This is a genomic window from Microbacterium sp. NPDC056057 (genome assembly GCF_042266945.1).
GTDB lineage: Bacteria > Actinomycetota > Actinomycetes > Actinomycetales > Microbacteriaceae > Microbacterium > Microbacterium trichothecenolyticum_C.
The window spans coordinates 565,072-585,290 of sequence record NZ_JBHJWS010000001.1 but is presented as its reverse complement, the minus strand read 5'-3'; the positions used below and the strand labels follow the sequence as shown (position 1 = coordinate 585,290).

The window sequence follows — 20,219 nt, the reverse complement described above, 5'->3', positions numbered from 1 at the left end:
AGCTTTGCTTCATGATCGATTTGGAAGCCGTGCAGTCGCTTCGTGCGGTCGCCACGCAGGGCAGCGTCGTCGCCGCGGCGACGAGTCTCGGGTACACGCCGTCGGCGGTGTCGCAGCAGGTCAAGCGCCTCGAGCGCGAGACCGGCGTCGCTCTCCTCGAACGCGCCGGACGCGGAGTCATCCTCACGGAGGCCGGCACGCGTCTCGTCGTCGCATCGACGCCGATCCTCGCCGACCTCGAACGGCTCCGTGCCGATCTCCAGCTCACCGCGGGGCCCGACGATCGGGTGGTGGGCGAAGTCCGGCTCGCCGCCTTCTCCACTGTCGTGCGGGGGCTGGTCATTCCGGTGCTGACCTCGCTCGCCGAGCGGCATCCCGAACTCGCTCTGCCCCTCCGCGAGAGCGAGCCGTGGGAGACGATCGCGCTCGTGGCGTCCGGCCAGCGCGACCTCGGCATCGTGCACCGCTGGGGCGGCGTCGCCCTGGCGATGCCCGATCACCTCGTCTCGACACCGCTGTTCACGGACGTCGCCGACGTCATCGTGCATCGTGACCATCCGCTCGCCGGCCGCACGGTGCTGCATCCCGAGGAGCTGGCGGGGGAGACGTGGGTCGCGACGTTCGAGGCGACGATCTGCCGCCAGTGGCTGCGCCGGCTCTTCGACGGCGTCCCCAATGCCCCGCGCATCGTGCACGAGTCGATGGAGTTCCAGAACCACCTCGAGCTGGCGCGCGCGGGCCGCGCGGTGGCGCTGGTGCCCCGCCTCGGCCGTGGCGACATCGGCTCCGACCTGGTCGCGATCCCGACCGTCGAGCCGGCGTCGACGCGCGACGTCCTCGCCGTGCATCGCCGTACCCAAGAGGATTCCCCCGCCCTGCGCGCCGCGCTCGACGCGTTCGTGGAGCACGCGCGCTCCCTGTGACCGCGGGCGGCTCAGGGCGGCTCAGTCCGCGGCCACGCGCTCAGAGCGCAGAGGCGAGAGCCAGGCCAGCAGGGCGGCGATCGCGAAGATCACGGCGACGGCCACAAGCGTCCAGCGGTCGCCGACGAGCGCGACCGCCGCGCCTCCGGCGAGCGCGCCGATCGCGGCGGCGGTGCGGTTGGCCGAGCGGATGTTCGCATTCACGCGGCCGAGCAGTCGGTCGGGGGTGACCGTCTGTCGCAGCGCCATCTCGTTGGCGTTCTCGACACCGCCCGCGAGCCCGTGGAGCGCGAGCGCGACGAAGAGGAGCGCGGGTCCGGCGGGGACCCAGGCCGCCACCGCGGCGACCGCCCACGCGATCGGGTACGTCGCCCGCGCCACGATGATGGTCGGACCGATGCCCAGCCACTCGCCGATCCGAGCCGCGAACGTCGCCCCGACCAGCGCACACGATCCCGCCACCGCGAGCAGCAGGCCGAACGTGAATGCCGTGAACCCCAGCGACCGGAGGGCGAGGAGCGACAGGACCGTGAGCGCCAGTCCGTTGGCGAAGAACCACACGTGCGTGGACACGGCGAGCGGGCCGAGGGTGCGGTGCGCGTACGCCCACCGGAGGCCCTCGCGGATCTCGCGGCCGAGATGCCGATCGCGTCGCCGCTCGCGGGTCTCCTCGACACGGATGCTCGCGTTCAGCGCGGCATCCACGATGTAGCTGATCGCGTCGACGAGCAGCGCGATCGGCGCACCGAGCAGCGCCGCGAGGCCACCGCCGAGGGCCGGGCCGAGTGTCTGGGCCGCGGCATCCGTCTGATCCAGTCGCGCGTTCGCGACGACGAGCCGGGAGCGGGGCACGAGCCGGGGGAGGAAGGACTGCGTCGCCGCGAAGCCGAAGACGGAGAACGCGCCGAACAGCAGCAGGAGCACGACGAGCATCCAGATCTGGAGCGCGCCGACGAGCCACAGCACGGGGATCGCGCCGAGCGACACGGCCCGCCCCACGCTCGCCCATACGAGGATGGGGCGGCGACGCCAGCGGTCGGTGTACGCGCCGGCGAAGATCCCGAGCACGGCGTACGGCACGAACTGCGCCGCGCCGACGATGCCGACCTCGAACGGCGTCGCGTGCAGCAGCTGCACCACGAGCACGGGCATCGCGACGGCAGTGACCGCCGTGCCGAACGAGCTGATGGCCGCCGCGGTCCAGAAGCGGGCGAACGACGACCGGGGTGCCGGCCCGCGCCCACCCTGCACCGGATCGCTCACGACCGCCGATCCGGCGAGGTCACCCCCATCAACCACGTCCTCATCATGCCCCGGGCGGGCCGTCGAGCACCGTCGGGACGTACTCGAGCAGCTGGATGCGCCCGTCGAACGTTCGCGCCTCCACGAGATCCAGGCGCACGTCGGGGTAGCCGTCGAAGATCCGGTCCTGTCCGGTAGCGCCCGTGATCACCGGGAACACGCCCACCCGGTAGCGGTCGACGAGGCCCGCGAGCAGCAGCGACCGGCACAGGGCGACACTCCCGAGCGTGCGGAGCGGCCGGTCGGACTCCTCCTTCAGCCGCCGGACGAACGCGACCGCATCCTCACGGACGAGCGTCGTGTTCTCCCACGCGAGCGGCTCCTGGAGCGTGGACGAGAAGACGTACTTCTGGATGCCACCGAGCATGTCGGTGCCCTCCTCGCCGCCGGCGGTGAGCTCCGACATGAGGCGGTACGTCGTCGCGCCCATCAGCAGCGGATCGTCCCTGTCGGGGGACTCGGCGAGCCAGCCCAGGTACTCGGGACCTTCCATCCCCCAGAAGCCCGGCCACCCCTCCGCAGCGCCGTAGCCGTCGAGCGAGATGATGAAGTCGACCGTCACGGTCTGCACGGGACTCTCCTTCGTGTCCGGTTCTCGCCGCGTTCTGCGGGAGTTCTTTTCTCGAGCGGATGCCTCGACCCGAGCCTATGCGCCGCCTCCACGCGACGACACCCCCGAGTCGCGAACCGAACCCATCGCGGAATCGGGGACGGTCTGACATGATTTCTCCCACCGCAGATAGGAAGCTGTCGTGAAGCAGCCATCAGAGGGTTCTTCACCGGTCGCGCCGATACCCCGCTACCGGCGCACATTCGCGGGGGTTCTCGGGGGCCTCGTCGGCCTTCTCGCGCTCAGCGTCATCGCGGGCGTGCTGGTCGTCGCACCGCTCGCGCCGGCCATCGCGATCGGCGGGCATGCGGCCAGCAGCGCGGTGTCGCTGTTCGACAACATGCCGAGCTACCTCGAGATCGACCGCCTGATGCTGCCGACGACCATCTACGCCCGCGACCCGTCGACCGGGCAGGAGGTCGAACTGACGTCGTTCTACGACCAGAACCGCGAGCCCGTCGCATTCGACCAGGTGTCGCTCGTCATGTACGACGCGATCCTGGCCTCCGAGGACCCGCGGTACTACGAGCACGGCGGGGTCGACATCATGGGCACCACCCGCGCCCTGATCAAGAACGCGCAGGGCGGTCAGACGCAGGGTGGTTCCTCGATCAGTCAGCAGTACGTGAAGAACGTGCTGGTCCAGCGCTGCGAACGCGACGCGGAGACGGTGTACGAGACGAACGAGGCGGGTGAGACGGTCGTCGACGAGAACGGCGCCACCGTCGTGAAGATGACGCGCGACCAGGTGCTGCAGCAGTGCTGGCTCGACGCCACGCAGGCGGACGGCGTCGAGGGGTACGAACGCAAGCTGCAGGAGATCCGCTACGCCGTGCAGCTCGAGCAGAAGTACTCGAAGAACGACATCCTGCTGGGCTATCTCAACATCGCGAACTTCGGCGGCACGACCTACGGCATCGAGGCGGCAGCGCGCTACTACTTCAGCACCACGGCCGCCCAGCTCACGCTGACGCAGGCGGCGACCCTCGCCGGCATCGTGCAGAACCCCAACACGTTCCGGATCGACCGGGCACAGGGCTCGATCTTCGGGGGCGACGGCACCAGGTACAACAAGGCCGCCGACGGCTCGGTGGACGACGTGACCCCCGGCACCCTGGCGGGCCTCGACACCCTCCTCGCCGACGGCACGATCACTCCGGAGCAGTACCTCGCGGCCGGTGACGCCTACAGCGCGACCAAGGGCCGGGAGCTCTACGTGCTGGACCGGATGCGCGAGGACGGGCGCATCACCGCCGAGCAGTACGTCGCCGCGGCGATCGAGCCGATCACCCCCGCGCTGCAGCTGCCGCCCACCCGGTGCGGATCCAGCGCGGCCCCGTTCTTCTGCCAGTACGTGGTGAACACCGTGCAATCTGACCCGGATTATGCCAGTGCGTTCGGCGCGACGCCGGAGGACCGGCAGAAGTCGCTGACACGCGAGGGCCTGAACATCTACACGACGCTGGACTGGAGCCTGCAGAACGCGTCGCAGGACGCCATGCACCGGTACGCGCCAGAGACCGTTGCGGGAATGTCGTTCGGGTCGGCGTCGGTCAGCATCGAGGTCAACACCGGGCGCATCCTCGCGATCAGCCAGAACAACCGGTTCACGGAGGACCGCGATCTCGCCCTCACAGACCCGGTGTACAGCTCGCTCGTCTACGCCGGCGACATGATGCACGGGGTCTCGACAGGATTCCCGACCGGATCGACCTTCAAGCTGTTCACCCTCGTGGACTGGCTCGAGACCGGGCACACGTTGTCCGATTCCGTCAACGGCACCCTGCGGGCCATCCCCCGGCTCCGGGACCGCTGCGCGGGCACGTGGATCAACCGCGAGAACCACGTCGTGCGCAACTTCGGCGGCGCGGCCGGCTACGTGGGAACGCCCCTGCAGTTCACGGCTCAATCGCTCAACAGCGGCTTCCTCGGCATGGCGGAGCAGCTCGACATGTGCGATATCGAGAACGTCGCCGCCCGCATGGGCGTCGCCCGCGGCGACGGCGACCCCGTAGACCTCGACGGCGCTTCGTCGATCATCGGCACCAACAACATCGCACCCGTCGCGATGGCCGGGGCGTTCGCGACGGTCGCGAACAACGGCGTCTACTGCATCCCGCGCGTGATCGAGCGCGTGGTCAACGCAGACGGCACCGAGCTTCCGGTTCCCGGCAACCGATGCTCGCAGGCCATCAGCCCCGAGGTGGCGGCGGCCACGGCGTTCGCGCTGCAGGGCGTCATGCGCCCGGGCGGCACCGGGTCGGGTGGCAACCCCAACGACGGCACGCCGATGCTGGGCAAGACCGGAACGCACGAGAACATCCAGACCTGGCTGGTCGAGTCGAGCACACGCGTGACGACCGCCGTGTGGGTCGGGAACACGACCGGCTACGGCGACGTGTTCCGGTCCTTCTACAACGGCCGGGCGCTGTCGACGATCCGCCTGCCCATGACCCGCGACATCCAGGCGGCCGCCAACCAGCTGTACGGGGGCAGTGACTTCCCGGCGCCTCCTGCCAACCTGGTGCGTCGCGCCGCGCCGCCGCCGCGCCCGGGTCCCGCACCCGGCCCGGACCAGCCCCCGGACGACAACGGGAACGGCAACGGCAACGGCAACAACGGGAACGGGAACGGGAACGATTGAGGCTCGTCGGCGCCTGAAGGCTTGAGCGGACCCCGGGCGGCAGCATCCGTTTTCCCGATCGTGTATCTGACGAAGACGTCGGCGACTCTCGGTGCCTCGGAACATCCGTTCTGCACGTCCGTTTCCTTGGGGAGGAAAGCCCATGTCTCGAACCGCCGGCCGACGCCGCAGCTTCACGAAGCTCGCAGCCGGCCTGACCGCGACCGCGGCGCTCACCGTGACGACACTCGTCGTCAGTGCGCTGCCCGCCGCCGCCTTCAAGCCGTACACCCACAACGCCACCGCCGAGAACGCCTACGACGACGTCACCGACGACGGGAAGGTGACCGTCGAAGGCGCCGAGTACACCGTCCGCGCCGACATCGTCACGGCGCTGCGCAATCAGCCGGCCGCGTACAACGCGGGCGTGATCGGCCCCGACGGGTTCCCCGACCTGGCCTACGGCCAGTCGGCGATCCACCCCGACGAGACGGGCAGGTGGCTGCAGCACATCATGACCGCGGCGTGGGACGCGCAGGACGACGCGGGCCGCAGCGCCGCCGAGAAGCAGCAGATCCTCGCCTTCGCGTACGGCTTCATGACGCATGCCGCCGGCGACATGTGGGCGCACACGCTGATCAACCAGGTCGCGGAGGGTGTCTTCCCGGGCGTCGGCGAGATCCTCGACCTCGAGGACCCGACCGCGCTCGAGATCGCCCTGCGCCACGTGATCGCGGAGGGCTACGTCGGCGATGCGACGGCGGGCTTCGACGGCAACTCGCTGCGTTCGCAGGTCGCGGGCGAGACCGACGAGACCGGACCCGAGTACAGCAACGACTCCACGCCGGCGTTCGAGTACTCCGCGCCGACCGCGTGGATCTACGACACCCTCGTCGACCCGAACAACCCGCTGCCGGTCGGCACGTGCGGCGACGGCATCGACGACGACGGGGACGGGACGGCGGATGACGGATGCCCCGGCCTCGCGTACACCGTGGGCGACGAGCCCGAGCCGAACCGCGGCCCGCTCATCGACTACTTCATCGACCTGAAGGCCAAGCTGCAGGTCGAGCGCGCGGCGATGCAGAAGGACCTCGACTACGAGGACTGCAACATCGTCGACTGGGACTGCTACGAAGTGGTCGAGAACGTCACGGTCGACACGGTGCGCGGCGTGACCGTCAAGCCGGTCACCGTGCAGGAATGCCGGGCCGAGTACTTCTGCGTCACGAGCCCGATCGACGAGGCCGACGATGCGATCGTCAACCCGGCGATCATCGCCTACCTCGACGCATGGATCGACGACATCGACCGGGGCCTGCAGCACTGGCCCGAGCTGGGTGAGGCGCTGTCGAAGACGCTCTTCGACGCCGGCACGTTCCGCGACGCGCAGAACTTCCTCTGCGACGGCGACGCCGAGGAAGGCGAGACCGACGAGGTGCTCGACACCGACCGGGCGAAGTGCGAGGACGGCATCGGCATCTTCCAGGTGGCCGGCTACACGCTCGGCGGTCTGAACGACAGCGACAAGCCCGGCTTCATCAACGAGTACCTGCTGTCGATGCTCGGTGCTCCCGACTTCGTCGGCGAGGTCGTCGAGGAGGGCGGCGCGGTCTTCCTGTGGCTCCAGGATCTGCTGCAGTCGATCATGCCCGACATCGACTTCCTCGACCCGCTCGTCGCCGACGCCAAGGAGCTCGTCCTCGAGCTCGCCTCGGAGGCGCTCGGCTTCGACGTCGAGCTGCTGTCGGACTTCCTGAAGAGCCCGACGCACTGGATGGAGGTCGGCTCGGCCGACATCGACGTGCCCTTCTCCGACGACGACGTGCATGTGGACCTGTTCGACGACGGCGACCGCGAGTACCTCGACGCCGTCATGGGTCTCGTCGACCCGCTGGTCGGCGACCAGGTCGAGCTGCCGGACGGCACGGTGGTGCCCTCGTCACGTCTGAAGGACAGCGCGGAGTGGACGCTCGAGGACTTCGAGCCCGCGTACGACGCCGTGCAGATGGCGAAGCTGCTCCTCCTCGACGCGAACGGCCTCAACCAGGTCATCGCCGATCACCGCAGCGCCAACCTGCTGCCGGGTGTGTCGACCGCCCTCTACGCCGACCCCGCAGGTCGTCCGGCGAACGTGATGATCGACGGGCTCGACGGGCAGCCGTGGCTGCGGAGCATCGACTCCGACCACTCCTGGCGCGCCGATCGCCTGCCGGTCTTCGACTCGCCCGACCCGGGCCACAGTTCGGAGGAGGAGCCCCGGTACGCCGGCACCGGCCAGATGCCGCTGTGGGAGTCGTGCGTCGCGCGCTCGACCTTCCGCGACGTGTTCCGCGACTGGGAGAACGGCGCCTGGTACCTGCCGGGGAAGAACTTCCCCGACCACGGCGACGCGCCGAGCGCGCCGGCGTGGATCGCCGGGTCGCTCAGCGCGGACTTCCAGATCACCGGTGACGAGGCCGTCGTCTCGGGCGTGCAGTGGGTGGGTGTGGACCACACGTTCACCGTCAGCGCCGCCGACGACTCCTTCACACCGGAGTCGCTGACGACGACGTACGCCGTCCACCCCGCCGGCTCCGAGCCGACGTGGACGACGGTGAACGGCGCGGTCGCCGAGTTCGCCCTGCCGCCGGACGCCGACGAGAACCTGGAGTGGGTCATCGAGTGGAAGACGTCGAGCGAGTGCGAGACGGTCACCGGAAGCCAGACGGTCCGCGTCGACCGCACGGCGCCGGTCGTCGACCTGAGTCAGCCGGCTGCCACCGGCTACGACACCGACGACTTCGCGAGCGTGCAGTACACGATCACGGATGCGCTGAGCGGGGTCGAGTCGCAGTCCGTGACGTTCGATGGCACCGCGGTGCCGACGGGCTACGTGCTCGACATGTTCACGCTCGACACCGGTGCGCACACGGCGGTGGCGACGGCGACCGACTTCGTCGGCAACACCGGCACGGCCTCCCGGACGTTCACGCTGCTGGCCACGACCGAGTCGCTCGGCAACAACCTCACCCGGGCTGTCGCCGAGAAGCTCGTGACCGACCCCAAGGTCGAGAAGGGTCTGCGCGACAAGCTCAACGCGGCGCTCAAGAGCCACGCGACGGGCAAGCACCCGACCGAGGTGAACCAGCTCGGCGCCGTCGTGCAGCAGCTGGAGGGTCAGCGTGGCAAGGGCGTGAATGCGGTGTTCGCACAGCGCATGATCGGCTGGACGAACGATCTGATCGCTGTCCACTGACCGGGTGAGACACCGAGGCGGCCGGTCGGGGTTTCCCGGCCGGCCGCTTCAACGCTGTCTACCCGAAGTCGCCCGGGGCCATGTCGGTGAAGCGGGAGAAGTGGCCCTGGAAGGCGACCGTGATCGTGTCGGTGGGGCCGTTGCGATGCTTGGCGACGATGAGGTCGGCCTCGCCGGCGCGCGGGGAGTCCTTCTCGTAGGCGGCCTCGCGGTGCAGGAGCACCACCATGTCGGCGTCCTGCTCGATCGAGCCCGACTCACGGAGGTCGCTCAGCGCCGGCTTCTTGTCGGCGCGCTGCTCGGCGCCACGGTTCAGCTGCGACAGCGCGATGACCGGCACGCCCAGCTCCTTCGCGAGGAGCTTGAGGGCACGCGAGAACTCCGAGACCTCCTGCTGGCGCGACTCGACGCGCTTGCCCGAGGTCATCAGCTGCAGGTAGTCGATGACGACGAGCTTGAGGCCCGCGCGCTGCTTGAGCCGGCGGCACTTCGCGCGGATCTCGACGAGGGTCATGTTGGGGCTGTCGTCGATGTACAGCGGGGCGTCGTTGATGCGGCCACGGGTCGCGGCGACGGTGGTCCAGTCGCGCGAGTCGAGCGTGCCCTTTCGCATCGACTGCAGAGGGATCGCGCCCTCGGCGCTCAGCAGGCGCATCGCGATCTCGCTGCGCCCCATCTCGAGCGAGAAGAAGATCGTCGGCATGTTGGCCTTGATCGCCGCCGAGCGGGCGAAGTCCAGCGCGAGCGTCGACTTACCCATCGCGGGTCGCGCCGCGATGATGATCATCTGACCCGGGTGCAGACCGTTGGTCAGCGCGTCGAGACCCGAGAAGCCGGTCGGGATGCCGGTCATCTGGCCGTCGCGACCGCGCGCGGCCTCGATCTCTTCCACCGCGGCATCCACCGCGATCGTGAGCGGCACGTAGTCCTCGGCCTGCTCCGCACCGGTCACCGAGTAGATCTCGGCCTGCGCGTTGTTGACGAGGTCGAGCGCCTCGCCCTGACCCGAGTACCCCATCTGCACGATGCGGGTGCCGGCGTCGACGAGGCGACGCAGCAGAGCACGCTCCGACACGATCGAGGCGTAATAGCCGGCGTTCGCGGCGGTCGGCACGATCGAGGTGAGCGTGTGCAGGTAGTCGGCGCCGCCGGCGCGCTGCAGCTCGCCCGTCTTGATGAGCTCGTCGGTGACGGCGACGACGTCCGTCGGCTCACCGTGCGAGTAGAGGGTGAGGATCGCCTCGAAGATCAGCTCGTGCTTGGGCACGTAGAAGTCGGTGCCGCGCAACGTCTCGATGACGTCGGCGACCGCATCCTTGGACAGCAGCATTCCACCCAGGGCGCTCTGCTCGGCGAGCAGATCGTGCGGGGGGGTGCGCTCGAAGTCGCGAGGAGCCCCCATGCGCTCTTCTGAGATGTCGGCGATCGACATAGGCTGCGCGTCCTCCCTACCGTTGTTCACATCATCCGAGCTCTCTCGGCGGTATCGGGACGGCTCGCCGAATCGGCGCGCCTGAGCACGAGCGATCGGCGAGATGCCACGGCATCTCGTCCCCCGCTTGATTCCGTCGTGCGATTGCGGCCGCCGTCGCGTCACCGAACCCAGCACGGAGGCGCGACGCCCGAATGGGCCGCACCCCACGCTAAGGATGGCCTCCGACAGTCGCAACACACCCTGTGGATAACTTTGTGGAGAGTGGGGGAGAAACGCCGTCGCTCCTGTGAACAACCCCTGTGGAGAACCCACCGTCCTTCTGGGGGTTATGACACAGAAATCCCCTTTGACCAGGGCCTGCCCAATCCACAGCCTGTGGAGAGAGATGTGGTTGAAGTCGTGGTTGAAGGTTTGCTCGCGAACACTGTCCTGTGCACAATCGCCCGCCGGCCGCGCGGTCTCCGGATGCCGGCCCGAGACAAAGGGACTCACCGTCCAAAGGGGTCTGGACAGACCGAATCGGCAAGGAGTACCCTCGGGTTTCCAGGCACCCTCACGCACGATCCGTCCGGAACGTGCGGCTCTTTCGTCGTGGGAGGTGAACGTGGAGATCGCAACCTCGCAGCTGCCGAGGATCGTGCGGCTGGCCCTCATCGGGGCCGCGACCGCGTTCGCCTGGATCGTCGTGTCGCTGGTCCTCGGCCTCGGCCTCGGACAGGCGCACGCCGACGAGCCCGACGACGCGGGAGCGCTCGGGGGTGCCCTCGGTGCCGTGACCTCGCTGGTCGACACGACCGCTTCGACGGTCACCGGCACCGTCTCGACTGTCACGACCGGCGTGACCAATGCCGTGAACAACGTGGTCGCCGCGGCTCCCGCTCCCGTGCAGCAGCCCGTGAGCCAGGTCGTGCAGACCGTCGGCGCCGTCGTCACGACGGTGACCCAGCCGGTGTCGGAGGCCGTCTCGGGCGGTGTCGTGAGCCAGATCGCGAAGCCGGTCGTCGACCTCGTCACCGAGGTGCCGATCGTCGGCGGGATCGTCTCCGGCGTCGGCCTCGACGGTGCCGTGACAGACCTCGGCGGTACCGTCGACGCGACGCTCGGTGGCCTCGTCGGCGCCGTCGGCGAGACCGGCTCGACGGTCGGCCGGCCGCCGGCGACCGGGCTCCCCGCGCTTCCCGCGATCCCGCAGCTTCCCGGCCTCCTCGACAGCTCGGCCGACTCGGCGGCACCGACCGCGATCGCACTTCTCGCCGCGCGGACGGATGCTGCCGCCGCCCTCTTCACGACGACAGCGGGTGCGTTCGGCCACTGGGCCGCAGTATCCGTCTCCGAAGCGGCCACGCGCGCCGCTCTCGTCACCTCTTCCGCCGCGCTGGTCGCCGGCGGACTCCTCGGCTCTGCAGGCGGACTCTGCCTGTCGATCGCTTCCGCGGGACCCGGTGGTGCGGGTCCCGGCGCCTGGGCGCTCGCTGGCCTCCTTCCGCTCGTCGCACACCGTGCCTGGGTGCGCCGAGCAGGACCGCAGGACGAGCACGCGCCGCCGGCGCCCGCCGGCTCCACCGACGTCTCCCCCGACTGATCGGCTCGCCGCCGCTTCTGCTCACCCGAGCGTGAGCGGCACCGCATCAGCGCGCCCTCCGCGCTGTGCAGCGCGACCCTTCCGCGCTGCGAACCGATCAATCCACAAAGGGGAACATCATGCGCACTTTCTACAAGCGCGCCCTCTTGGGCACGCTCCTGGCCGGCGGCATCACGCTGCTCGGCGCGACGGTCGCCAACGCGGCCGAGACCACCGGTGACGACGGGCTGCTCTCCGGCAGCCAGGCGATCATCGACGTCAACCTCCCGATCACGGTCAGCGGCACGTCGCTCTCCGTCCTCGGTGACTCCTCCTCGAGCGGCGCGACCACCGCGGCTCCCGCCCCGGCGGCGGCTCCCGCCGCGTCCACCGGCGGGTCCGACGGCGTCGGCTCGGGCTCGCAGGCGCTCGTGTCGGTGAGCGTTCCGATCACCGTCAGCGGCAACTCGGTCGCGGTCGTCGGTGACAGCTCATCGACGGATGCTGCGACCACCGCACCCGCACCCGCATCCGCACCCGCGCCGGCTCCGGCCGCCGGGACATCGGGCGACGACGGCGTGCTCGCGGGAACGCAGGGCCTCGTATCCGTCGCCGCTCCGGTGACGGTGTCGGGCAACGCGATCTCGGTCGTCGGCGACAGCTCGAGCGAGGGTGCGACCACCGCACCCGCCGCCTCGGGCTCCTCCTCGGGGGCCGATGCGTGGACCGACGGCGAGGACTCGATCCTCGGCGGCACCCAGGTCGTCGCCCCCGTCACCGCGCCTGTCACGGTCACGGGCAACGCGATCTCCGTCCTCGGCGACAGCTCGAGCGAGGGCGCCGCTGCGGCTCCCGCCGCCGGCTCCGCGAACGGCGGCTCGACGGGCACCACGACCGGCGAGGACGGGATCCTCGGCGGCACCCAGGTGCTCGCACCGATCGCCGTGCCCGTCACGGTCGTCGGCAACGCGATCTCGGGGGTGGGCGACAGTGTCTCGACAGGCGCCGTCGCAGCGCCGGGGATCGGCTCGGGCGGCACGACCGGGAGCACCGGCGGATCGGGCTCGATCCTCGGCGGGACGCAGATCCTCGCGCCGATCTCGCTGCCCGTCACCATCGGCGGCAACGCGGTCTCGGTGATCGGCGACAGCACCACGGTGGACGCCGTCGTGCCGACCGACCCGACCGATCCGACCGACCCGACCGATCCGACGGGTCCGACGAACCCCACCACACCGGGGGGCAACGGAACGCCGGGCACCGACGGCACCGTCGCCGCGACCGCCTCGGCGGCCGCGATGACCGGCTCGGCGGCTACGGCCGGCACCGCCACTCAGCTCGCCACGACGGGAGGGACGGGTGTGATGCCGTTCCTGCTGCTCGGGCTCTCGCTGTTCGCAGCGGGCGCCATCGCACGCGCGTCGCGGCGGCGCTCCGCGTGAGTCGATGGGGTGAGCGGACGTTCCCCAGGCGCCACTCACTCCGACCCGCGTGAGCACGCGGGAGGGCCGTCCCCCAGCGGCCCTCCCGCCCTGAACGCCCCCGATCGCGAGTGCCGGCTCTGCCTGGACCGCGCCTCGTGATCGGGGGCCCACAGCCATCTCCGTCCGTGTCGGCTCCGGCGCTGCCTGGACCGGCGCCGCACGGCCGGAGATGTCACGAGCGGATGCCGCGACCCGGGGGGCTCGCGGCATCCGCCTCGTCGTGCCCACCGGCGCCCGGCTCAGCCGCTGCGTTGCGCGGCCGTCCCCTCCTCGCCAGAGTGGAGGGATGCCGCTCCCCGAGCCCTATCGCCTGACCCCCGTCGACGCCGACCGGCTCGAGGACGTCCTCCGCCTCGACACGTGGGCCTTCCCCACGGAACGCTCCGTCGAGGCGCTGCGGGAGCTTCCGAGCCCGCTCAGCTGGGATCGCACCTACGGTGTCGCGCGCGTCGACGACGACGAGGTGCTCGCCGGCTTCCACGGCGCCTACCCGCTGCGTGCCTACCCCGTCCCCGGCGCCGAGATCGCGTGCGGCTGGCTGACCTGGGTCGGCGTGCACCCGGGGCACCGGCGGCGCGGCATCCTCCGCGGCATGATCGAGCACCACTTCGCCGACTGCCTGGAGAACGGCGAGGCGATCTCGGGGCTCATGGCCGCCGAGACACCGATCTACGGCCGCTTCGGCTACGGCCTGGCCTCGACCCAGCTCGACCTCACGATCCCGCGCGGCGCTGCGCTGCGCCCGGTGGCCGGGGCCGCCGAGCTCGAGGTCGAGTTGGAGGAATGGGATGCCGGGATCCACGGCGATCTCGTCGCCTCGATCCATCGCGACTACGCGCGGCTGCCTGCCGGCCTCGGCCGTCCGGGGTGGGCGACGCGTGAGACGCCGGAGCAGCGCACCGCCCGCGACGCCGACCCGCCCGCGTACCGCGGCGGCAAGGAGTCGCTGCGGCTCCTGCTGGTGCGCGACGCCGCCGACAACGCGCTCGCGTATGCCACCTTCCGGCGAGCGACGTCGTGGGAGCGCGCCGGCGCCGAGGGCACCGTGCACGTGCGCGAGGCCGTCGCCCTCACCGCGGCCGCGGCCCATCGCATGTGGTCGGTGCTGCTCGATCTCGACCTCACGAGCCGCGTGAAGATCTCGAACCTTCCGGTCGACGACCCCATCGTCTCGCTGCTCGTCGACATCCGCCCCGCCGTCCCCGACTACCAGGACAACTCATGGATCCGCATCCTCGACCTCCCCGCGGCGCTCAGCCAGAGGCGGTATGCGGGTGACATCGACGTGGTGCTCGAGGTGACCGACGCGATGCTGCCCGCGAACGCGGGCCGGTGGCGCGTCCGTGCCGCAGCGTGGGAGCACGCGGAGGTGGCGGCATCCGATTCCGAACCCGACCTCGTGCTCGACGTCCGCGAACTCGGAGCGGCGCACCTCGGCTCGGTCTCGCTCAGCTCGCTCGCGCAGGCGGGCCTCATCGAGGTGCGCACACCCGAGGCGCTGCGCACGGCCTCGGCGGCATGGTCGTGGCCGGTCGCCGCCGGCGCGAACTGGATCTTCTGACCCGTGACGTTTGTCACGGACACATCGTGACGCCTGTGTGAGGGTCGCACGCGGCCTCGGCGCGACGCTGAGGGCATGGAAACCACACAAACCCTCGCGCGGACGGCGGCGGCAGCGTCCGTGATGCCGCTCGCCATCGACGCGACCGGGCTGCGCAAGTCGTTCGGCAAGGTCCATGCGGTCGACGGGGTGACGCTCCGGGTGCACCCCGGCGAGATCATCGCGTTCCTCGGGCCGAACGGCGCGGGCAAGACCACGACGATCGACCTGTTGCTGGGCCTGTCGGAGCCCGACTCCGGCGCGGTCCGCGTGTTCGGCGAGTCGCCGCGAGCGGCGATCGCGAACGGCCTGGTGTCGGCCGTGCTGCAGACGGGCGGACTGCTCAAGGACCTCTCGGTCCGCGAGACCGTCGAACTGACGGCGAGCCTGTTCGCCGACACCCGACCCGTCGACGAGGTGCTGCAGCGCGCCGGCATCGCCGAGATCGCCGGCCGCCGCGTCGGCCTGTGCTCGGGCGGTCAGCAGCAGCGCCTGCGCTTCGCCATGGCGCTGCTCCCCGACCCGGGCGTGCTCATCCTCGACGAGCCCACGACCGGCATGGACGTCGAAGGCCGGCGCTCGTTCTGGAGCGCCATCCGAGCCGACGCCGCGCGCGGTCGCACCGTGCTGTTCGCGACGCACCACCTCGACGAGGCCGACGAGTACGCCGACCGGATCGTCCTGATGAACCGGGGACGGATCGTCGCCGACGGCACGACCGCCGACATCAAGAACATGGTGTCGGGACGCACGGTGACCGCGACGGTCACCGACGCGGATCCGGCCGCGCTGGCGGCACTCCCCGGCGTCGACAGCGTCGAGGCGCTGGGCGCCCGGCTCAGCATCTACACCAGGGACTCGGATGCCGTGGCCCGCCACCTCCTCACCCGCACCGACGCGCGCGACATCGAGATCGCCGCACAGAACCTCGAGAGCGTCTTCCTCGCCCTCATCTCCGAAGGAACGGCATCATGACCACCACCGCCCCCACCGCCGACCGGGTGTCGCTCCAGCGGCGGGTGCCGCCGCTCGGCGGCTTCAGCCTGACGTACTTGGGGATCGAGCTCAGACGCAAGCTCCGGGGTCGCCGCATCCTGCTCTTCATCGTGGCGTTCCCCATCGTGATGTTCGTCATCATCGGCCTCCCGCTGCGCGACCAGCCGCTGACGGCCGTGCCGCTCTCGCAGGGCGGGCCTTCGGTGGCCGCCTACATCATGGTGTCGATGGCGATGTACGGCGCCATGATGTCGGCCACGCAGACCGGTGCCGCCATCGGGATCGAGCGCGCGCAGGGATGGAGCCGCCAGTTGCGGCTCACCCCGCTGAACCCAGTGGTCAACGTCGTCGTGAAGACCATCGCCGGCATGCTGCTGGGCCTGCTCGCCGTGGTCGGCACCTACATCACGGGCGCGATCAGCGGCGTCCAGCTCACGCCCGCGCAGTGGATCGCGACCGGGCTGGCCGGCTGGCTGCTCGCGAGCGCCGTCTTCACGACGCTCGGCCTCATGATGGGATACCTCGTTCCGGGCGAGGGAGCCGCCCAGATCACGAGCCTCGCGATCGTGCTGCTGTCGTTCCTCGGCGGGCTCTTCACACCGCTCAGCTCGATGCCCGACTTCGTTCAGGTGATCGCGCGGTTCACACCGGTCTACGGCATCAGTCAGATCGCGCGGGCACCGCTCACCGGAGCGGGAGTGGACCTGCTGTGGTTCGTGAACACGGTCGTGTGGCTCGGGATCTTCGTCGCGGGCGCCGCCTGGGCCTTCCGGCGCGACACGAAACGCGTCTGACTCACGATCGCGGCGCCGGTCGCGCGACTCTTCGCCACTCGCGCGGCCGGTGCCGCTCGCCGACCTCGACCCCTAGGGTGATAGCCATGCACGCGACGTCTCGCGGCGACGGACTCGATGCCGATCCTCCTCCGGGAACCCCCGTGCGACGGCCCGACGCGACGATCCGGGCGACCGGCACCTTGCCGCGAGCCCTCTGGTCGCGGCAGGCCGCGGGCTGGTACGTGGGTGCCGGGTTCGCACTGGTGTGGCTCGTCAGCCTCGCGCAACAGGTGGTCGCGCAGTCGGCCTCCACCTCCTCCGCAACGGTCGGGGTGCTCCTCCTCGCCATGTTCGCCGTGGCGTTCCTTGTCTCGGCGCCGCTCGCCTGGACGCTCCGCACCCGCGGTCGGCTCACGGTGTGCGCGGGCCTGTTCGCCCTCTCGTTCACCCTGTTCCCCTGGCTCGGCTGGGACATCGCTCCCGCCTGGGCGTACGTCGGAGTCACCTTCGGCATGTGCGCGTTTCCGTGGCGGTGGACGTGGCCGCCGATCCTCGGGCTGGGCGTGCTCGCGCTCGTGACCGACGGGCTGACCGGGGGCTGGGACGCGAACGTGATCTGGGTCCCCGCGATCATCGTCTCGATCTCGCTCGTGATGGCCTCGATCGCCCGCACGACCGCGACCATGGGCGAGCTGCGGCGCACGCAGCGGCAGCTCGAGGCGCTCGCGGTGGAGCGCGAGCGGGGGCGCGTGGCACGCGACATCCACGACATCCTCGGCCACTCGCTGACGGTCGTCACCGTGAAGGCCGAGCTCGCCAGCCGGCTCGTCGACGTCGACCCGCAGCGCGCCAAGGCGGAGATGGCGGAGGTCGAGTCGCTCGCGCGGGGCGCCCTCGCCGACGTCCGCGCGACGGTCGCGGGAGTGCGGTCCGTGAACGTGAGCGGCGAGCTCGCGGCGGCCAAGGCCGCGCTGGCCGCTGCGGGCATCGCCGCCGAACTGCCTTCGTCGACGGATGCTGTGCCCCCGGGTCGCCGCGAGCTCGCCGGCTGGGTCGTTCGCGAGGGGGTCACCAACGTCGTGCGCCACTCCGGCGCGTCGGTCTGCCGGGTGACGCTCGGCACGCACGAGGTGGAAGTCGCTGACGACGGAGCCGGGCCGTCGGGCTCATCGGCCGGCTCGTCGGGGCTCAACGGCCTCCGCGAGCGCGTCGAGGCCGCCGGCGGACGGCTCATGGTCGGGCGCAGCGACCTCGGAGGCTTCAGCCTGCGGGTGACGCTGTGATCCGCCTGCTCATCGCGGACGACCAGGCGCTGGTACGCGGCGCCCTGTCGGCCCTGCTCGGCCTCGAGTCCGATATCGAGGTCGTCGCCGAGGTGGCCCGGGGCGACGAGGTCGTCGACGCCGCGCTCGCGGCACAGCCCGACGTCGCGATGCTCGACATCGAGATGCCCGGGCTGGACGGCATCGCCGCGGCCGCCGCCCTCCGCGCCGCGCTGCCGACGTGCCGCGTGCTCATCGTGACGACGTTCGGCCGGCCCGGCTACCTGAAGCGCGCCATGCAGGCGGGCGCCGCCGGCTTCGTCGTGAAGGACACCCCCGCCGCCCAGCTCGCCGACGCCGTGCGCCGCGTCGCCCAGGGGCTGCGCGTCGTCGATCCGGCCCTCGCCGCGGACTCGCTGGCCCAGGGCGACTCGCCCCTCACCGAGCGTGAGACCGATGTGCTGTCGGCCGCACAGACCGGCGGCTCGATCGCCGACATCGCCCGCATGCTCCACCTGTCGGAGGGCACCGTGCGCAACCACCTGTCCAGCGCCATCGGCAAGACCGGCGGCCGCAACCGCGCCGACGCCGCCCGCCTCGCCCAGGAGAACGGCTGGCTCTGAGCCCACAGACGACGGATGCCGCGAACCCGTGGGGTTCGCGGCATCCGTTCGTGCGCCAGATGTTACTTGGCGGCGACCACCTGCAGGGTGATCACGGCGGTGAGGTCGTCGCGGAGGCGAACGGTCGCCTCGTGCTCGCCCACCGACTTGATCGGGGAGGTGATGTGGATCTTGCGCTTGTCGAGCTCGCCGAGACCGGCGGCCTTGACGGCCTCCGCCACGTCGACGGTCTTGACCGCACCGAACAGGCGACCCTCGGCGCCGGCCTTGACGGCCAGGCGGACCTTGTTGGTCTCGAGGTTGTTCTTCAGGGCCACGGCCTCTTCGTGGTCGTGGATCGCGCGCGCCTCGCGGGCGGCGCGGATCGACGCCACCTGCTTCTCGCCACCGCGGGTCCACGCGACCGCGAAGCCCTGGGGGATGAGGTAGTTGCGGGCGAACCCGTTCTTGACCTCGACCACGTCACCGGCGCTACCGAGCCCGGCGACCTCGTTCGTGAGAATGAGCTTTGCCATGTGGGTACTCCTTAGCGGCCAGCGCCGGCGTAAGGCAGGAGCGCCATTTCGCGCGCGTTCTTGATCGCCTTGGCGATCAGACGCTGCTCCTGCACCGAGACACCGGTGATACGACGGGCGCGGATCTTCCCGCGCTCCGAGATGAACTTGCGAAGCGTCGCGACGTCCTTGTAGTCGATGAGACCGACACGGATCGCCTTCGCGGGGGCCGCGTTCTTCGCGCCCTTCCGCGGCTTCCGGCGATCGCCGGTTGCCTTTCCAGCCATGGTGTTTCCTTTACGTTTTCTTGATCGGATGCCTCGTCACGGGGCATCCGGAATCTGCTTCTGAGATCAGGCCGATCAGAACGGGGTGTCGTCGCCGTAGGCGCCCGGGGCCGCCCACGCGTCGCCGCCACCGGCACCGCCGGCGTTCTGCGAACCGGGCGTCGACCACGGCTCGTCGGCGACCTGCGGACGCGACTGACCGCCGCCACCGCCGCCGAAGCTGCCGCCACCGCCGGAGCCTCCCGCTGCGCGGGTGACCTGTGCGGTCGCGTAGCGCAGCGACGGGCCGATCTCGTCGACCTCCAGCTCGATCGCGGTGCGGTTGTTGCCTTCGCGGTCCTGGTAGCTGCGCTGCTTGAGGCGGCCGGTCGCGATGACCCGCATGCCCTTCGTCAGCGAGCCGGCCACGTGCTCGGCGAACTCGCGCCACACGCTCGCGCGGAGGAACAGCGCTTCGCCGTCCTTCCACTCGTTCGCCTGGCGATCGAAGTTGCGAGGCGTCGACGCGATCGTGAAGTTCGCGACAGGGAGACCGTTCTGCGTGTAACGCAGTTCGGGATCAGCCGTGAGGTTGCCCACGACGGTGATGATCGTCTCGCCGGCCATCTGCCTTACGCCTTCGCAGCCTTGGCGGTCTTGCGGGCGGCGCGCTCGTCGGCACGCTGCTTCTCAGAGGCGATCATGGCGATCGCTTCCTCGGCGCGGAGGACCTTGGTGCGCATGATCTGCTCGCTCAGGTTGAGCTGGCGGTCGAGCTCCTGCGTGGTCGCTGCCGTGGCGGTGAAGTTGACGACGGCGTAGATGCCCTCGTTCTTCTTCTGGATCTCGTATGCAAGACGGCGCTTGCCCCAGATGTCGATGTTCTCGATGGTGCCGCCGTCGGTCGTGATGACCTTCAGGAACTTGTCGAGGTTGGCGCCGACCTGGCGCTCGTCGATCTCGGGGTTCAGGATGACCATGAGTTCGTACTGGTGCGTCACTAACCCACCTCCTTCGGACTAGAAC

The 20,219-nt window shown here is 70.4% G+C and carries 17 protein-coding genes; 10 read left to right on the top strand and 7 right to left on the bottom strand.

The annotated features are described in order from the left end of the window. Positions 1-11: 11 nt before the first annotated feature. Positions 12-923: a LysR family transcriptional regulator gene (locus ACFC1K_RS02435; protein ID WP_375870279.1), complete on the top strand. Its 912-nt coding sequence runs from the start codon at positions 12-14 to the stop codon at positions 921-923. A 21-nt stretch (positions 924-944) separates the two neighbouring features. Here the strand turns inward: ACFC1K_RS02435 and ACFC1K_RS02430 are convergent, their stop codons facing one another. Both ACFC1K_RS02430 and ACFC1K_RS02425 read right to left on the bottom strand, forming a co-directional pair. Continuing rightward, the gene (locus tag ACFC1K_RS02430) at positions 945-2,222 is read right to left on the bottom strand and encodes an MFS transporter (protein WP_375870278.1); all 1,278 of its coding nucleotides are present in this window, start codon (positions 2,220-2,222) and stop codon (positions 945-947) included. Positions 2,223-2,229: 7 nt separating this feature from the next. Then, positions 2,230-2,796 (bottom strand): dihydrofolate reductase family protein, encoded by a 567-nt coding sequence (locus ACFC1K_RS02425; RefSeq protein WP_375870277.1) that lies wholly within the window; start codon positions 2,794-2,796, stop codon positions 2,230-2,232. Between the two features lie 181 nt (positions 2,797-2,977). Here ACFC1K_RS02425 and ACFC1K_RS02420 point away from each other — a divergent pair, with 181 nt between their 5' ends. Together ACFC1K_RS02420 and ACFC1K_RS02415 are read left to right on the top strand one after the other, a co-directional pair. Then, positions 2,978-5,479: a transglycosylase domain-containing protein gene (locus ACFC1K_RS02420; RefSeq protein ID WP_375870276.1), complete on the top strand. Its 2,502-nt coding sequence runs from the start codon at positions 2,978-2,980 to the stop codon at positions 5,477-5,479. Between the two features lie 142 nt (positions 5,480-5,621). Continuing rightward, positions 5,622-8,696: a hypothetical protein gene (locus ACFC1K_RS02415; RefSeq protein ID WP_375870275.1), complete on the top strand. Its 3,075-nt coding sequence runs from the start codon at positions 5,622-5,624 to the stop codon at positions 8,694-8,696. A gap of 58 nt (positions 8,697-8,754) precedes the next feature. On the opposite strand, the gene dnaB is transcribed toward ACFC1K_RS02415, so the two are convergent. Continuing rightward, positions 8,755-10,128, bottom strand: coding sequence for a replicative DNA helicase (gene dnaB / locus ACFC1K_RS02410; RefSeq protein ID WP_375870274.1), 1,374 nt, complete (start codon positions 10,126-10,128; stop codon positions 8,755-8,757). A 607-nt stretch (positions 10,129-10,735) separates the two neighbouring features. Here dnaB and ACFC1K_RS02405 point away from each other — a divergent pair. The 7 genes from ACFC1K_RS02405 to ACFC1K_RS02375 all read left to right on the top strand — a co-directional run bounded on the left by ACFC1K_RS02405 (position 10,736) and on the right by ACFC1K_RS02375 (position 18,433). Then, on the top strand, positions 10,736-11,713 hold the full coding sequence (locus ACFC1K_RS02405) for a hypothetical protein (RefSeq protein ID WP_375870273.1): 978 nt from the start codon (positions 10,736-10,738) through the stop codon (positions 11,711-11,713). Between the two features lie 119 nt (positions 11,714-11,832). Continuing rightward, a complete protein-coding gene (locus tag ACFC1K_RS02400) occupies positions 11,833-13,134 on the top strand; it encodes a chaplin family protein (protein ID WP_375870272.1) in 1,302 nt (433 codons plus the stop codon). Between the two features lie 328 nt (positions 13,135-13,462). Beyond that, complete coding sequence (gene eis / locus ACFC1K_RS02395; protein WP_375870271.1) at positions 13,463-14,737, top strand: enhanced intracellular survival protein Eis; 1,275 nt, start codon at positions 13,463-13,465, stop codon at positions 14,735-14,737. Between the two features lie 75 nt (positions 14,738-14,812). Next, the gene (locus tag ACFC1K_RS02390) at positions 14,813-15,751 is read left to right on the top strand and encodes an ABC transporter ATP-binding protein (RefSeq protein ID WP_375870270.1); all 939 of its coding nucleotides are present in this window, start codon (positions 14,813-14,815) and stop codon (positions 15,749-15,751) included. Continuing rightward, a complete protein-coding gene (locus tag ACFC1K_RS02385) occupies positions 15,748-16,566 on the top strand; it encodes an ABC transporter permease (RefSeq protein WP_375870269.1) in 819 nt (272 codons plus the stop codon). Before ACFC1K_RS02390 ends, ACFC1K_RS02385 begins: the two co-directional genes overlap by 4 nt. 86 nt (positions 16,567-16,652) lie before the next feature. Next, on the top strand, positions 16,653-17,831 hold the full coding sequence (locus ACFC1K_RS02380; protein WP_375870268.1) for a sensor histidine kinase: 1,179 nt from the start codon (positions 16,653-16,655) through the stop codon (positions 17,829-17,831). Continuing rightward, positions 17,828-18,433 carry a response regulator gene (locus ACFC1K_RS02375; RefSeq protein ID WP_375870267.1) on the top strand — a complete coding sequence of 202 codons (606 nt, stop codon included), beginning with the start codon at positions 17,828-17,830 and terminating at the stop codon, positions 18,431-18,433. The genes ACFC1K_RS02380 and ACFC1K_RS02375 overlap by 4 nt, the downstream gene beginning before the upstream one ends. Before the next feature lie 62 nt (positions 18,434-18,495). On the opposite strand, the gene rplI is transcribed toward ACFC1K_RS02375, so the two are convergent. From rplI to rpsF, 4 genes are all read right to left on the bottom strand, one after another. Continuing rightward, on the bottom strand, positions 18,496-18,948 hold the full coding sequence (gene rplI / locus ACFC1K_RS02370; protein WP_045301894.1) for a 50S ribosomal protein L9: 453 nt from the start codon (positions 18,946-18,948) through the stop codon (positions 18,496-18,498). 11 nt (positions 18,949-18,959) lie between these two features. Then, positions 18,960-19,214, bottom strand: coding sequence for a 30S ribosomal protein S18 (gene rpsR, locus ACFC1K_RS02365; protein WP_045301896.1), 255 nt, complete (start codon positions 19,212-19,214; stop codon positions 18,960-18,962). A 75-nt stretch (positions 19,215-19,289) separates the two neighbouring features. Further along, positions 19,290-19,820 carry a single-stranded DNA-binding protein gene (locus tag ACFC1K_RS02360; RefSeq protein WP_310286801.1) on the bottom strand — a complete coding sequence of 177 codons (531 nt, stop codon included), beginning with the start codon at positions 19,818-19,820 and terminating at the stop codon, positions 19,290-19,292. A gap of 5 nt (positions 19,821-19,825) precedes the next feature. After that, on the bottom strand, positions 19,826-20,194 hold the full coding sequence (rpsF, locus tag ACFC1K_RS02355; RefSeq protein WP_045301900.1) for a 30S ribosomal protein S6: 369 nt from the start codon (positions 20,192-20,194) through the stop codon (positions 19,826-19,828). Positions 20,195-20,219: the final 25 nt, after the last annotated feature.

Bases quoted from the DNA above. Each gene is read 5' to 3' on its own strand.
- ACFC1K_RS02435 (WP_375870279.1), top strand. From the start codon at position 12: ATGATCGATTTGGAAGCCGTGCAGTCGCTTCGTGCGGTCGCCACGCAG.
- ACFC1K_RS02415 (WP_375870275.1), top strand. From the start codon at position 5,622: ATGTCTCGAACCGCCGGCCGACGCCGCAGCTTCACGAAGCTCGCAGCC.
- dnaB (WP_375870274.1), bottom strand. From the start codon at position 10,128: ATGTCGATCGCCGACATCTCAGAAGAGCGCATGGGGGCTCCTCGCGAC.
- ACFC1K_RS02400 (WP_375870272.1), top strand. From the start codon at position 11,833: ATGCGCACTTTCTACAAGCGCGCCCTCTTGGGCACGCTCCTGGCCGGC.
- eis (WP_375870271.1), top strand. From the start codon at position 13,463: ATGCCGCTCCCCGAGCCCTATCGCCTGACCCCCGTCGACGCCGACCGG.
- ACFC1K_RS02390 (WP_375870270.1), top strand. From the start codon at position 14,813: ATGGAAACCACACAAACCCTCGCGCGGACGGCGGCGGCAGCGTCCGTG.
- ACFC1K_RS02385 (WP_375870269.1), top strand. From the start codon at position 15,748: ATGACCACCACCGCCCCCACCGCCGACCGGGTGTCGCTCCAGCGGCGG.
- ACFC1K_RS02380 (WP_375870268.1), top strand. From the start codon at position 16,653: ATGCACGCGACGTCTCGCGGCGACGGACTCGATGCCGATCCTCCTCCG.
- rplI (WP_045301894.1), bottom strand. From the start codon at position 18,948: ATGGCAAAGCTCATTCTCACGAACGAGGTCGCCGGGCTCGGTAGCGCC.
- rpsR (WP_045301896.1), bottom strand. From the start codon at position 19,214: ATGGCTGGAAAGGCAACCGGCGATCGCCGGAAGCCGCGGAAGGGCGCG.
- ACFC1K_RS02360 (WP_310286801.1), bottom strand. From the start codon at position 19,820: ATGGCCGGCGAGACGATCATCACCGTCGTGGGCAACCTCACGGCTGAT.